The organism is Nocardia sp. JCM 38205 (genome assembly GCF_058222935.1).
This window is the reverse complement of record NZ_JBYHFL010000010.1, coordinates 79008-92844: the sequence shown is the minus strand read 5'-3', so window position 1 is coordinate 92844 and position 13837 is coordinate 79008. Positions and strand designations below refer to the sequence as shown.

General features: G+C 69.8%; 15 protein-coding genes. 6 read left to right on the top strand and 9 right to left on the bottom strand.

Features of this window, described 5'->3' with window-relative positions; genetic code table 11:
* Positions 1–97: 97 nt before the first annotated feature.
* Together AC4HOU_RS26960 and AC4HOU_RS26955 are read right to left on the bottom strand one after the other, a co-directional pair.
* Positions 98–598 carry a dihydrofolate reductase gene (locus tag AC4HOU_RS26960; protein ID WP_490725530.1) on the bottom strand — a complete coding sequence of 167 codons (501 nt, stop codon included), beginning with the start codon at positions 596–598 and terminating at the stop codon, positions 98–100.
* Positions 595–1398, bottom strand: a complete 804-nt coding sequence (locus tag AC4HOU_RS26955) for a thymidylate synthase (protein ID WP_490725529.1) — start codon at positions 1396–1398, stop codon at positions 595–597. Before AC4HOU_RS26955 ends, AC4HOU_RS26960 begins: the two co-directional genes overlap by 4 nt.
* Before the next feature lie 86 nt (positions 1399–1484).
* Between AC4HOU_RS26955 and cobF the strand changes: the two genes are divergently transcribed.
* From cobF to AC4HOU_RS26940, 3 genes are read left to right on the top strand one after another with little or no spacing between them, the layout of a single operon-like run.
* Complete coding sequence (gene cobF / locus AC4HOU_RS26950) at positions 1485–2252, top strand: precorrin-6A synthase (deacetylating) (RefSeq protein ID WP_490725528.1); 768 nt, start codon at positions 1485–1487, stop codon at positions 2250–2252.
* A gap of 37 nt (positions 2253–2289) precedes the next feature.
* Positions 2290–2535, top strand: coding sequence for a DUF2630 family protein (locus AC4HOU_RS26945; protein ID WP_163811208.1), 246 nt, complete (start codon positions 2290–2292; stop codon positions 2533–2535).
* A gap of 6 nt (positions 2536–2541) precedes the next feature.
* Positions 2542–3966, top strand: coding sequence for a dihydrolipoyl dehydrogenase family protein (locus tag AC4HOU_RS26940; RefSeq protein WP_490725527.1), 1425 nt, complete (start codon positions 2542–2544; stop codon positions 3964–3966).
* Positions 3967–4071: 105 nt separating this feature from the next.
* On the opposite strand, the gene AC4HOU_RS26935 is transcribed toward AC4HOU_RS26940, so the two are convergent.
* Positions 4072–4860 (bottom strand): anti-sigma factor, encoded by a 789-nt coding sequence (locus AC4HOU_RS26935; RefSeq protein ID WP_490725526.1) that lies wholly within the window; start codon positions 4858–4860, stop codon positions 4072–4074.
* Positions 4860–5513 carry an ECF RNA polymerase sigma factor SigK gene (sigK, locus tag AC4HOU_RS26930; protein WP_163811214.1) on the bottom strand — a complete coding sequence of 218 codons (654 nt, stop codon included), beginning with the start codon at positions 5511–5513 and terminating at the stop codon, positions 4860–4862. The genes AC4HOU_RS26935 and sigK overlap by 1 nt, the downstream gene beginning before the upstream one ends.
* A 208-nt stretch (positions 5514–5721) precedes the next feature.
* On the opposite strand from sigK, the gene AC4HOU_RS26925 reads away from it, so the two are divergent.
* On the top strand, positions 5722–7254 hold the full coding sequence (locus tag AC4HOU_RS26925) for a carboxylesterase/lipase family protein (protein WP_163811216.1): 1533 nt from the start codon (positions 5722–5724) through the stop codon (positions 7252–7254).
* Positions 7255–7257: 3 nt separating this feature from the next.
* Here AC4HOU_RS26925 and AC4HOU_RS26920 read toward each other — a convergent pair whose 3' ends face one another.
* Complete coding sequence (locus tag AC4HOU_RS26920; protein ID WP_194991451.1) at positions 7258–8124, bottom strand: Fpg/Nei family DNA glycosylase; 867 nt, start codon at positions 8122–8124, stop codon at positions 7258–7260.
* Between the two features lie 189 nt (positions 8125–8313).
* On the bottom strand, positions 8314–8895 hold the full coding sequence (locus AC4HOU_RS26915) for a TetR/AcrR family transcriptional regulator (protein ID WP_195020044.1): 582 nt from the start codon (positions 8893–8895) through the stop codon (positions 8314–8316).
* A 151-nt stretch (positions 8896–9046) separates the two neighbouring features.
* On the opposite strand from AC4HOU_RS26915, the gene AC4HOU_RS26910 reads away from it, so the two are divergent.
* The gene (locus AC4HOU_RS26910; RefSeq protein ID WP_195020043.1) at positions 9047–10066 is read left to right on the top strand and encodes an aldo/keto reductase; all 1020 of its coding nucleotides are present in this window, start codon (positions 9047–9049) and stop codon (positions 10064–10066) included.
* 138 nt (positions 10067–10204) lie between these two features.
* On the opposite strand, the gene pdxR is transcribed toward AC4HOU_RS26910, so the two are convergent.
* On the bottom strand, positions 10205–11584 hold the full coding sequence (gene pdxR / locus AC4HOU_RS26905) for a MocR-like pyridoxine biosynthesis transcription factor PdxR (protein WP_195020042.1): 1380 nt from the start codon (positions 11582–11584) through the stop codon (positions 10205–10207).
* Between the two features lie 69 nt (positions 11585–11653).
* Between pdxR and AC4HOU_RS26900 the strand changes: the two genes are divergently transcribed.
* Positions 11654–12337: a pyridoxamine 5'-phosphate oxidase family protein gene (locus tag AC4HOU_RS26900; RefSeq protein WP_195020041.1), complete on the top strand. Its 684-nt coding sequence runs from the start codon at positions 11654–11656 to the stop codon at positions 12335–12337.
* A gap of 116 nt (positions 12338–12453) precedes the next feature.
* On the opposite strand, the gene AC4HOU_RS26895 is transcribed toward AC4HOU_RS26900, so the two are convergent.
* Positions 12454–12999 carry a potassium channel family protein gene (locus AC4HOU_RS26895; protein ID WP_163811228.1) on the bottom strand — a complete coding sequence of 182 codons (546 nt, stop codon included), beginning with the start codon at positions 12997–12999 and terminating at the stop codon, positions 12454–12456.
* Positions 13000–13160: 161 nt separating this feature from the next.
* Entirely contained in the window at positions 13161–13832 is a 672-nt protein-coding gene (locus tag AC4HOU_RS26890; RefSeq protein WP_195020040.1) for a nucleoside/nucleotide kinase family protein, read from the bottom strand.
* Positions 13833–13837: the final 5 nt, after the last annotated feature.

The window sequence follows — 13837 nt, the reverse complement described above, 5'->3', positions numbered from 1 at the left end:
TTCGGGGCCGATATCGCTGAGTATGCCCGACCCGTCACCGGCGCTCGGGCGTTTTGCGTCGGTTGTGCGGTCGGAGCGGGAGTGCCGCGGGAAGGATTCAGCGGCGTCGAGTGAATCTGCGGATCCGGTACCGAGGGCCCGCACTCGACTGCTGCCACGGCGTGTCGTCGTCGGCCCGCCAGTGCGCGTCGATGGGCGGTGCGTAGGCGTCGCCCGCGATATCGAGGTCGATCTCGGTGACCAGCAGCTCGGTGGCGTACTCCATTGCGGCGCGATAGATTTCGCCGCCGCCCATGATCCACACATCGTCGGGTGCGGTCAGTGCGAGCGCGTCCGGGAGTGAGGCGCTGCGTTCGGCGCCCTCGCCCGACCAGTCCGGCTGTCTGGTCACCACGATATTGCGGCGATCGATCAGAGGGCGGAAACGTGGCGGCAGCGAATCCCAGGTGCGCCTGCCCATCACCACCGGATGACCCAGGGTGACCGCCTTGAAGTTGGCCATGTCCTCGGGCACCCGCCAGGGGATCCGGTTGCCCGCACCGATCACCCCGTCGGGTGTCTGGGCCCAGATCAGGCCGATGACACGGGACGGACTCACACGGCCACCGGGGCCTTGATCGCCGGGTGGTGCCGGTAGTCGGCGATCTCGATGTCGTCGTAGGTGTAGTCGAACAGCGAGGACGCCTTGCGCAGGGCCAGCGTGGGGAACGGGTAGGGCTCGCGGGTCAGCTGTTCGGTGACCTGTTCGACGTGGTTGTCGTAGATGTGGCAGTCACCGCCGGTCCAGATGAAATCACCCGGCTCGAGCCCGGTCTGCTGGGCCACCATATGCGTGAGCAGTGCGTAGCTGGCGATATTGAACGGCACCCCGAGGAACAGGTCGGCGCTGCGCTGATACAGCTGGCAGGACAGTTTTCCGTCGGCCACATAGAACTGGAAGAACGCGTGGCACGGCGCCAGCGCCATCTTGTCCAGTTCGGCCACGTTCCACGCCGACACGATCATCCGCCGCGAATCCGGATCCTCGCGCAGGGTGCGCAGAACCTGGGAGATCTGGTCGATATGACTGCCGTCCGGGGTGGGCCATGACCGCCACTGCACGCCGTAGACCGGGCCGAGCTCGCCGTCGGGTGCGGCCCATTCGTCCCAGATCGTCACACCGTGCTCGCGCAACCAGCCCACATTGGAATCACCGCGCAGGAACCACAGCAATTCGTAGACGATCGACTTCAGGTGCACGCGCTTGGTGGTGATCAGCGGGAACCCGGCCGATAGGTCGTAGCGCAGTTGATGGCCGAAGACGCTGCGGGTGCCGGTGCCGGTGCGATCGGATTTCGGCGTGCCGGAGGTGAGCACCTGACGGAGCAACTGTTCGTACTGGGTGTCTGGGGTGGTCACGTCCTCGACCTTACTTCCAGCGCGCCCGCGCGGCGGCGACCCCCGGCGGCGTCGGTGCGCTCGATGCCGCCCCATAGGCTCGCCCCATGCGGAAGCTGTACGTGATCGGCATCGGCGCCGGCGATCCGGACCAGGTAACGGTGCAGGCCATCAAGGCCATGCGCGAGGCCGAGGTGTTCTTCGTGATCGGCAAAGGCGCCGAGAAACAGGAACTGGTGGATGTGCGCACCACCATCCTGGCCGAGCACATGGATCATCCCTATCGGATCGCGGAGATCGCCGATCCGCCCCGGGCGCGCACCCCGATGGACGGGGCCGGCTACCGCGAGGTGGTCGACGACTGGCACGAACGCCGCTCACTGCTGCTCGAAGACGAGTTCGGCCGGGTCGACGGTGTCGGCGCGATCCTGGTCTGGGGCGATCCGTCCCTGTACGACAGCACCCTGCGCATGGTCGAACGAGTGCTCGCCCGCGCGACGATCAGCTTCGACTACGCCGTCATCCCCGGCGTGACCAGCGTGCAAGCCCTCGCCGCCAGCCACCGGACGGTGTTGCACCGCGTCGGCGAACCGGTGCACATCACCACCGGACGCCGCCTGCGCGAGGAGGGCCTGGGTCCCGGATCGACGGTCGTCATGCTCGACGGGGACTGCGCGTTCACCGATCTGCCCGGCGATACCAGGATCTGGTGGGGCGCCTACCTCGGCATGCCCGATCAGGTGCTCGTCGAAGGTTCGATCGCCGAGGTAGGTGCGCAGATCAGCGAACGCAGGCAGCGGCTGCGCGCCGACAAAGGCTGGATCATGGATACCTACCTGCTGCGCACGCCAGAGCCGACCGGCGACGGCGAATAACCGCAGATCTGCCGGCCGGGTCCGTAGAGTGGGCGGTATGACCGAACAGGACATCCTGGGGCGTATCAAGGAATTGGTCGAGCAGGAGCACACGCTGCGGTCGCAGGCCACGAGCGGTGAGCTGGATCCGAAATCGGAACGGCAGCGACTGGCCGAACTCGAGGTGATGCTCGACCAGTGCTGGGACCTGCTGCGCCAGCGCCGCGCCCGCATCGACGCGGGTGAATCACCGGACACGACGCAGGTCAGCTCGCCACGGCAGGTCGAGGGCTACCTCCAGTAGCGCCCCGTGCAGACCACCGAATTCGACGTCATCGTCATCGGCGGCGGACCGGCGGGGGAGAACGCCGCCTCCTACGCCATCGCGGGCAGCGATCGGACCGCCGCGATCGTCGAGCGTGAACTCGTCGGCGGCGAATGCTCCTATTGGGCGTGCATCCCGAGTAAGGCGCTGCTACGCCCCGGGCATGTGCTCGGCGCCGCCCGCGCCATGCCCGGAGTGCGCGCCGACGGACTCGATGTGGCCGCGGTGCTGCGCCGCCGCGACGAATTCGTGCACAACCACGACGACTCCTCGCAGGCCGATTGGGCGCACGACAACGGCATCGAGGTGGTGCGCGGAGCCGGTCGGCTGGCCGGTGAGCGGCTGGTCGACGTCGGCGGGCGCACGCTGCGCGCCCGCGAGGCGGTGGTGCTGGCCACCGGCACCAAGGCCGACATCCCCGATGTGCCGGGGCTGCGGGCCGCGCGGCCGTGGACCTCACGCGATGTCACCAATCTGGCCGAGGTGCCGCGCCGGGTGCTGATCGTCGGCGGCGGCGTGGTGGCCTGCGAGGCCGCCACCTGGCTGGCCGCGCTCGGTTCGGTGGTCACGATGGTGGTGCGCGGTGATTCGTTGCTCGGACGGGTCGAGCCGTTCGCTCGGCAGCGGATCGCCGATGCGCTGACCGGGCGCGGCGTCCGGATCCGCTTCGGCGCCGAACCGGTGCGGGTGAGGCGCGCTCAGGTCGGCGATACCGGCGAAGGCCGCGTTCACGGCAGCCCGGTGACGGTGACGGTGCGCGACCGGCACGGCGAGAACGACCTCGAAGCCGACGAGGTCGTGGTGGCGGTCGGACGCGCCCCCGCCACCGAGGACCTCGGCCTGGAATCGGTCGGATTGTCGCCCGGCTACGTCGAGGTCGACGATCAGCTGACGGTGCCCGGGCTGCCCTGGCTCTACGCCGTCGGCGATGTGAACCATCGCGCCGCGCTCACCCACATGGGCAAATATCAGGCCCGTATCTGCGGTGACGTCATCGCCGCCCGCGCCGAGGGCAGGCCACTGACGGGCCAGCGCTACGCCGCCACCGCCGACCACGCGCAGGTACCGCAGGTCGTCTACACGGATCCGGAACTGGCCTCGGTCGGGCTCACCGAAGAGGCGGCACGCACGGCCGGCCACCGGGTCGACACGGTCGAACTCGATATCGCCGTCGCCGGGTCGGCGCTGGCCCGCGACGATTACGCGGGCCGGGCGAAGCTCGTCATCGACACCGACGCCGGGACGCTGCTCGGCGCCACATTCGTCGGCCCCGAGGTGGGCGAACAGCTCCATGCCGCGACGATCGCGGTCGTCGGCGGTGTTCCGCTGGACACGCTGTGGCATGCGGTGCCGGCGTTTCCCGCGGTGAGCGAGTTCTGGTTGCGCCTGCTGGAGGCATGGCGCGCCTGAGCTGCCGGTAGCTCCGCAACCAGGCGATCGGATCGCATCCGGTGACCGCAGGTCCGGCGAGCCGTGCCCGCCCGCGTCGAACACAGCGCGGCGCGGGCAGGCGCTTCAGGACAGCGGCAGCGCGGCGATCGGGTCCGTGGTCGGGCCAGGTGAGCCGCCGGCGGGTTCGATGGTCATCGCGAGCTGATCGGCGGCCGCGAACTCGGTGACGTACGGCGCCTCGGCCGTGGGCAGATCGCTCAGCACACCGGCCGATCGGGGCACCCCTTCCGGGCCGATCAACCACAGCTGATGGGCCTGGCCGGTCGGCGGTGCGGGCACCGCGTCGAAGGTGATCGCGACGGCATCCAGCTCGTCGGAGATATGCGCGATGAGGGTGCCGCCGGTGCTGACCGGACTCGTCTCGGTGCGGGCATCGGGCTGGCGCAGCACCTGGTCCGCGGTCACCATGCGGGCGGGCGGCTGCTCCTCGGTGCGTTGACCGAGCACGGCGGCGCCGATCGCGACCACGGCGGCAACCGCGGCAGCCGCGGCGGTCCAGCGCATGAACTTGCGGCGCCGCAGCCGCGCGGCGGCGAGTTCGTCGGAGCCGTGCTCGTCGTGGGGGTCGCGGTCGGGTGCGGCGGTGTCGTCGCGTTCGCCGATCGCCTCCAGGATGCGCCCTTCCAATTCTTGCGGAGGGGCCTTCGCATCGAGTATCGACAGGGCGCCCATCGCTTCGCGCACCTCGCGCACGATCGTGTCGAAGGCGCGGCGGATGTCCGGATCGCAGACGCGCAGGCGGTGTTCGATGCTCTCGCGTTCGGCGTCGGAGACCGCGTCGAGGGCGTAGGGGTGGGCGAGATCGAGTAGGTCGTGATCGTCGGGATGCTCGGGTGGGGGCGCGTCGGTCATCAGCGGGTAACTCCGGTCAGGCAGTCCTGGAGGCGCTTCAACCCGTCCCGGATGCGGCTTTTGACGGTCGGCAATGGTGAGGCGAGGTGGTCGGCTACCTCCCGGTAGGTGCGGCCACTGTAGTAGGCCAGGGCGACGGCTTCACGTTGTGTGGATGTCAGCGTGTCGAGGCAGTCGCGCACGGCCTGTTCGTCCAGGCGCTGGCCGACCGTTTCGGCGACGATGTCGTGATCGCGGCCGAGGTGGGTGTGCCCGTAGACGGCGTCGCGGCCCGCGGCGGAGCTCTCGCTGCGCACCCGGTCCACCGCCCGCCGGTGGGTGATCATCATCAGCCAGCCGATCGGGCTCGACATCGCCGGATCGTAGCGATCGGCCGACGACCACACCTGGAGGAAGACCTCCTGGGTGGTCTCTTCGGCCGCCGCTGGGCTGCGCAGGACCCGCAGCGCGAGCCCGAAGACCCGCGGACTGGTCTCGCGATAGAAACGGGTGAAGGCCTCACGGTCACCGGTCGCGGTGGATTTCAGCAGACCGTCGAGCCTGGCGCGGACCTCGCCGTTGCCGTGCCGGACCGGGCAGGCCGCCTGCTCACCGGCCAGGTCATCGGGGGCGATGGGGCCGATGAACGGGATGGGACCCGTATCTCTGGTCATGATCGTCTCCTCGCCCGCATGACAGGAGGTTCGCCGTGGCCGTACGGCGGGATGGGAGCGAATGCGGGAATGTGGCCTGAGCCACGTCCGTGGCTTCGTCGGAGCACGGGTTCAGTCTTGCGCACGGTCGCGGATCCGGTGGGCGATTCGCCTGCGAATTTCGGTTTACTTCTGTTGGCCCCGCGCCAGTTGTCGTTACCATCGGTAAATGGTCGCGTCGACAGATGTCACGACCGCGGACGGCGTCGTTCGCGGTCACCGGGGCCGCCGGGTAATGCGCTGGCGGTCGATTCCCTATGCGGCGGCGCCGGTGGGTGAGCTGCGCTTCCGTGCGCCGCGTCCGGTGCAGCCGTGGACCGGAGTCCGCCAGGCCACCGAATTCGCCAACGCCGCGATGCAGCACCGCACCGGTGCGCAGATCGGGGCCCGGCGCTATCAGCCGACCAGTGAGGACGCGCTGACGCTCAACGTCACCGCGCCGGTCTCGCGTGGCAACACGCCGCTGCCGGTCATGGTCTTCATCCACGGCGGCGGCTACCTCTTCGGCACGTCGGCGCTGAGTCTCTACTCGGGTGCGCGGCTGGCGGTGGGCGGCGAGGTGATCGTCGTGTCGCTGAACTACCGGCTCGGCGCGTTCGGCTACGCCGATTTCGGCGAATTCGGCAGCGCCGCGCGGCCGTTCGACTCCAATCTGGGCCTGCGCGATCAGATCGCCGCGCTGCAGTGGGTGCGCACCAATATCGCGGCCTTCGGCGGCGACCCGGGCAATGTGACGATCTTCGGCGAATCGGCGGGCGCGCACGCGGTACTGAGCCTGCTCGCCACGCCGTCGGCGGCGGGACTGTTCCACCAGGCGATCGCGCAGAGTGCGCCCGCCGACTGGGCGCTGACGGCCGACGACGCACGCTTGGTCGCCCGCCGATGCGTGGAAGCGCTCGGCGCGACGCCGGACACCGCGCTGCGGGTCCTGTCCGAGGCCGACGCCTACGCCATCCATCGCGCGTTCGGCCGGGCGATGCGCGCTTCATTGCAGGAACGGCCCGGGTTCTTCGCGGCCGCGCCCGTCGTCGACGGGACGTTGTTGCCGCAGGCGCCGATCGACGCGATCGCCGACGGCAATGCCCACCGGGTGCCGCTGATCATCGGCACCTGCAACAACGAGGGCACCCTGTTCGCGAAGTTCGCCGACGACGCGCTGCCGACCACGCCGCAACGCCTGCACGCGGCCATCGGTGACGATGCGGCCGAAGCCAGGGTGCGCGCCGCCTACCCCGGCTATCCGGCGCCGAAGGCCGCCATCCGGGCGGGCGGCGATTTCGTGTTCTGGCGGCCGTCGATCGAGGTGATGGCCGGGCACAGCAAATACGCACCGACCTACGCCTACCGCTACGACTACGCGCCGCGCGCGCTCCGGCTGGCCGGGCTCGGCGCCACGCACGCCACCGATCTCATCCCGGTGTTCGGCGTCGTGGACAGCCCCTTCGGCCGGGCGCTCACCGCGGCCGGTGGGCGGCGCGGTCTGGTATCGGTGACCAGGCAGTTCCAGGACAACTGGCTGCGTTTCGCGCACACCGGCGCACCGCTGCCGTCCTGGCCGGCCTACACCGAGAGCCGGCGCAGCACCTTGATCATCGACGCGCCGAGCCGGGTCGAACACGATCCGGCGCAGGCGCGCCGGCTGGCGTGGGAGGGCGTGCGGATGCCGAGGCTGGTGGAGCAGCGCGAAGTGGATCTCGGCTGAGCGCTACTTGAGCAGGCGCGACATGCGCCGGTCGGCGAGGATCTTGCCGCCGGTCTGGCAGGTGGGGCAGTACTGGAAGGACCGCTCGGCGAACGACACCTCGCGCACCGTGTCACCGCAGACCGGGCACGGCAGGCCGGTGCGGGCGTGTACCCGCATGCCCGAACGCTTTTCGCCCTTGAGCCGCGCGGCGTCCTGCCCGACGGAGCGTTGCACGGCATCCAGTAACACCGTGCGCATGGCCTCGTACAGCTGCGACACCTTCTCCGGCGAGAGCGATTTCGCGGTGGCGAACGGTGAAATGCGCGCGGTGTGCAGGATCTCGTCGGAGTAGGCGTTGCCGATGCCCGCCAGCAGCGACTGTTCGACCAGCGCGGTCTTGATCCGTTGCGTACTCGCGCCGAGTAGCTGCGCGAACTCGTCCTCGGTGACGTCGAGCGCGTCGGGACCGAGCCTGCTGATGCCCGGCACCTGCTGCGGATCCTCGACGATGTAGACCGCGAGCCGCTTCTTCGTGCCGGCCTCGGTGAGGTCGAAGGCCGGGGTGGCGCCCTCGGGGGTGAAGAAATGCACCCGCAGCGCGAGCGGGCCCTTGCCGGGCTTGGGCGGGGTGGCGCTGGGGTTATCGGTCCAGCGCAGCCATCCGCCGCGGGAGAGGTGGGTGATCAGCCAGATCCCGCTGCAGTCGAGGCCGAGGAATTTGCCCCACCGGCCCGCACCGGTGACGTCGCGACCGGACAGTGCCGTCACGGGTGGGTCGAAGGTCTTGACCGCGCTCAGCGCCGCGACGTCCACGCGTCCGACCACCGCGCCGACGGCATGCTCTCGCAGGAACTGCGCCAGCGCCTCCACTTCCGGTAGTTCGGGCACGCGATTCAGGTTACCTGCGGCCACCGACAGATTCGGGCTGCAGCGGGCTGGTGGTTCGCGGGTGGACATGCGCGCCGCTTGGTGGAACTTTGTTCCGATTCTTGCCTCGCGTGGGCTTCGGGAAGGTTCGGCCACGCCGCTCCGAAAGGCGCAGGACGGCCGCTGTCCGCGCCTCGAAGGGTCTAGCGACTAGCCGCGCCGCAGCCCGGCGATGAGCAGCCCGACCAGCCTGCGCGCGTCGTAGCGCGGATTGTTGCCCGCGCCGATGCACAGGTTGCCCACGCCGCGCATCAGTTCGTAGGCCTCGACATCGCCGGCGATCTCGCCTGCGGCGGTGGCGGCGTCGAGCAGTTGGGCGCACACGGGAACCAGGCGATCGAGGAAGTAGGTGTGCAGGGCCTCGAAGGCGGCGTCGTCGGACTGTAGGGCCTCGGCCAAACCGTGTTTGGTGACCAGGAAGTCCACGAACAAATTGATCCAGCGACCCAGCGCCGCGTGTGGTGAGGCGACGGCAGCCAGGAGCGCCGGGCCCGCCTCCGCGCAGGCCTCGACCTGATGACGGTAGACCGCGACGATCAGGTCGGCGCGGGTGGGGAAGTGGCGGTAGATCGTGCCGACACCGACACCGGCCCGTGCCGCGATATCGCGCACGGGGACGTCGACGCCCGAGGCGACGAAGGCGGCGGCGGCAGCGTCGAGCAGGGTCTGCTCGTTGCGCCGGGCGTCCGCGCGCTTGCGCGGGGTCGGTGATTCGCTGCCGTCAGCGGGCACGGCGCCGCTCCCTTCGTCGTTCCGGTTGGCAACCGGAACATTGTTCCGTATGGTGTTTATCGGAACATCGTTCCGCTTGTTCAGGATGCCAGAGCGGGCGAGTCGGCTCCACCCACGCACCGGGTCGCGGTGCATTTCGAGAGGACTGGGCATGCAGTACCGCAGTGTGGGACGCACCGGCGTACAGGTCAGCACGCTGGCGCTGGGCGCAATGAACTTCGGCAGTATCGGCCGCACCGGCCAGGACGAGGCGACCGCGATGGTCGACGCCGCCCTCGACGCCGGGATCAACCTCATCGACACCGCGGACATGTACGGCCGCGGCGAATCAGAGGAAATGGTCGGCCGCGCCATCGCGGGCCGCCGCGACGACATCGTGCTGGCCACCAAGGCATGCATGCCGATGTCCGACGAGCGCAACCACCGCGGAAGCTCACGCCGATGGCTGGTCCGAGCGCTGGACGACAGCCTGCGCAGGCTCGGCGTCGAGCACGTCGACCTCTACCAGGTCCACCGCTGGGACCCGAGCACGAGCGATGAGGAAACCCTCTCGGCGCTGACCGATCTCCAGCGCGCCGGAAAGATCCGCTACTTCGGCTCCTCCACCTTCCCCGCCTACCGCATCGTCGAGGCGCAGTGGGCGGCCCGCGAACATCGGCTCGGCCGCTACGTCACCGAGCAGCCGGGCTATTCGATCCTGCAACGCGGCGCCGAGGCCCATGTGCTGCCGGTGACCGAGCAGTACGGGCTCGGCGTACTGGTGTGGAGCCCGCTGGCCTCGGGCTGGCTGTCCGGTGCGATCCGGGCCGGACGCGAGATCACCACCAGCCGCTCGACTTTCCTGCCGGATCGCTACGACCTCACGGTGCCGGCCAACAAGGCCAAGATGGACGCCGTCGAACAGCTGGCCGCCGTCGCCGACGACGCCGGCCTGACCATGATTCAGCTGGCACTCGGCTTCGTCACCGCACACCCGGCGGTGACCACGGCGCTGATCGGGCCGCGGACCATGGACCACCTGCGCTCCCAGCTCGCCGCCGCGGACACGGTGCTCACCGCCGAGGTGCTCGACGCGATCGATGCGATCGTCGCGCCGGGCCTCGATCTGGCCCCGCACGAAAAGCACGACGCCACCCCTGCCCTGCTCGAGCCCGGGCTGCGACGCCGCTGAGCGTGACGGCGACGCGTTCGTGCCGCACGGGTGGACGCGCATGGTGAGGTCGTCGCGGGTCAAGGTCGGTCGGGGAGCGCAGGACGGCGCCCGTCCGCCGCGACGTCTGATCGCGGTGTGGCCGATCGTCGGCGGCGTTCACGAGCCGGCGTCGGCGAGGCATTCGGCGGCGATCGGGATCGCGGTGGCGAGTTCATCGTCGGCCAGCGCTGAGTAGCCCAATGCCACACCGAAGGTGCGGCGCTGCCCGATGTGGTGCCTGGCCAGGCCGTCCAGGGCGACTCCGCGGCGTGCTGCCTCGGTGACGGCGCGTTGCTCGGCGTCGGCGCTCATCAGCGGGATGACGAGGTGCGAACCGGCATCGTCGCCGCGGATGGCCAGCCCGCGGCGGGTGAGTTCGTCCACGACGAATGCCCGCCGCGGTGGCATCGTGCGGCGGAGCCTGCGCAGGTGACGGGCCAGGTCGCCGTGTGCGGCCAGTTCGGCCAGGACCAGCTGGCCGGCCGGGCTCGGTGCGCTGCCGATCTGTTCCCGGTAGGCGAGCACGGCGTCGGTGATCTCGGGTGTGGCGACCAGCCAGCCCGCGCCGAGAGTGGGGGAGAGGATCTTGCTGGTCGTGCCGAGATGAATGACCACATCCGGCGCCATCGCCGCCAGCAAAGGCAACGGAGCTGTGTCGTAACGCAATTCGCCGTCGTAATCGTCCTCGATGAGCAGAACATCGTTGGCCCGCGCGTAGTCGACCAGCTGCACGCGGCGGCGCGCGGCCATTCGTTCGCCGAGTGGGAACTGATGTGCCGGAGTGCAATAGACAGCCTTGACGTCACGAGGTAGCTCCGCGACGCGCAGGCCCTCGTCATCCACCGGTACCGGCAGGACCCGCACTCCCGCCGCCCGAAACGCTCCGACCGCCCGCTGATAGCCGGGATCTTCCATCGCGACGTTGTCACCGGGGCGCAAGACGGCGCAAGCGATTTCGTTCACCGCCGCACTCGCCCCTGCGGTCGCGAGGATCGCGGTTCCGGCTGCGGCGCTCAGCCCGCGATGGCGCAGCAGATGATCGGTGACCGTCGCGAGATACCGCGGCTCACCCGCGCGATCCTTGCGGACCACCGGTTCGCGGTCCGCGGCCGCCCGCCAGGCCCGGCGCCATGCGGGGCGGTCGATAGCGGGGACACAGGGCGCGCCGGGGCGTAGATCGAGCAGTGTGGACGTGCCGGAGACCGCGGCCGGCTCGGCGGTGTCGTGGCGTGCGGGTGCCGGTGCGGCGGTGAGATACGTGCCCGAGCCGCGCCGGCCGGTGAGCCAGCCTTCGGCATGCAGCTGATCGTAGGCGGCGGCGACCACGGTCCGGCTCACGGCGAGCTGAGCGGCCAGCGACCGAGACGACGGCAGCCGGTCACCGCCGCGTAGCACGCCGGAGGTCGCCGCCTGCCGCAGCCCGTCGGCCAGCTGCACCGACAGCGGCGCGGCGCCGCGGCGATCGAGGTCGAGCAGCTCGGCGATCACCTCGGACATCAAGTGGCCTTTCGAACTCGATCAGAATTGGCTATTCAAGGATGCCACTGTACCCGGCACGGTAGAGCCATGACCGAACACGCACCGCTCCGGCCACCGCTTTCGCCGACCCCGCGCAGTACACCCACGCGGCTGAAGGATCGCGCAGGCAAGGATCGCGCCGAGCTGGACGCCGTGCTCGACGCAGGCCTCGTCTGCCATCTCGGAGTGCTGCTCGGCGGCACTCCCGTGGTGCTGCCCACCGCGTACGGCCGGGACGGAAACCTGCTCTACCTGCATGGATCCACCGGATCGGGCAACTTGCGGGCCGCGCTGGAACACGATGTCTCAGTGGCCGTCACCCTGGTGGACGGGGTCGTCTACGCCCGCTCGGCCATGCATTTCTCGATGAACTACCGGTCCGCGGTGGTGCTCGGCCGCGCCGTCGAGGTCACCGATCCGCGGCAGCGGCTGCACGGGCTGCGGGTGATCGTCGAACATGCGGCGCCGGGCTCCTGGGACCGGGTGCGGCCGCCGAACAATAAGGAGCTCGCCGCGACCGCTGTGCTCGCGCTCGAACTCACCGAGGCGTCGGTGAAGACGCGGGCCGGCGGGCCGAAGGACGACGCGGACGATATCGCCCTCGGCGGTGTCTGGGCGGGGGTGCTGCCGACCCGTCAGGGGTGGGGCCCGCCGGTGTCCGCGCCCGACCTCGAGCCCGGTGTCGCGATTCCCTCCTCGGTGTCCCAGCGCACGGCCCGCCAATCCGGCTGATCGAAGGTGAGTCCGGCCAATGCCGCGCTGACTTCTTCCGGTGCGGCGGGCGCGACACCGTGCGCGCTCACCGCCGCGATCTGTTCGTATTCGGCGGAATCCGGCATGGCACCAGGTTAATTCGTGTCGCGGTCCGCGGGCTGCCGTGCCTCCAGCCGGTGGGTGATGCTCGTCGTCAGCACCGCCACCACGGTTCCGATGACGACCAGGTCGAACAGCATCTGCACGGTGCTCGCGATGCGGGCCACCTGGCCGACGGCGTGCACGTCGCCGTAGCCGACGGTGGCCAGCGTGGACACGGTGTAGTACAGCGCATCGGTACGGGTGTCGAGGCCGTCGAACTGTTCCGGATCGCGTTGCTCCAGCACGAAGTAGAAGATCGCGAAGAACACCACGACCACCGACACCAGCAGCAGCAGGCCGTCGATGCGCCGGGTGGTGTCTTCCATGGCGGCGACGTACTGGGTGATGCGCCGGTACCCGAGCCAGCACAATCCGATCACGCCGGCGGCGAAGGCGAGCAGGGTGAGGATCCGGCCGGGCCAGTCGTCGGCGAAGTCGTAGCCGACGGGGACGAAGTAGAACAGCAGCAGCGCGCACACCACCGTGGCGACATTGCGTAAGGCGTGTGCGCTCTTGGAGGGCCGTGCGGTCGCCGTCATCGGTCAATGATCGGCCGAGGGGGTGCGCCCAGTGGTGATACACGCCAAGCGTTGGCGAATTGCGACCGGTTGCGTGCGCGGTCCTCAGTGCTGTGCCGTGATGCTGTTCCGGCGGCCGGCAGCCGGTGACGGATGTCGCCGCGCCGGTCGGCCGAGCTCACTCAGCCGATGAAGTAGTGCGAGTCGCGTTCGTGCAGTACAAGGTCGGCTCGGTGCGCGGTGCCTGCCACCAGGTCGGCATTGGCCATATCGCTGTCGTGCACTTTGGCCCGCGCGGCGGTGTCGTCGCGGCCGCCGCGCAGGTGGCGGTGCAGCAGCCGTTCGAGGCGGGTGTTCCGGTCGGCGGTCAGATACCAGCATTCGTCCAGCAGCGGCCGCACCTTCGACCAGGGGCCGTCGTCGAGCAGCAGATAGTTGCCCTCGGCGATGACGATGCGCTGGTGGGTGACGACGATGCCAGCGGGTGTCGGCTCGTCGGTGGCGCGGTCGAACGTCGGCCACGGTACCGGTGCGCCGATCGGGGTATGCCGCAACCGGTTCAGGCCGTCGACGAACCCGGTGACGTCGAAGGTATCGGGTTCGCCCTTGCCTGCCAGCCGCCCGATGGCCCGCAGTTGTGCATTGCGCAGGTGGTAGCCGTCCATCGGCGCGAGTTCGGCGACATTCGACCCGGCCGCGGCGTCGACGGCTGCCCGCAGCGCCGCGGCCAGCGTCGACTTACCGGCCCCGGGCGGGCCTGCGATGCCGAGCAGGTACCGGCCCCGGCAGCCTCCGGTCCGATCCAGCACCCGCTCGGCCAGCGCATCGACCGTCGTCTCGAGCTCGTCCGTCACCGCCG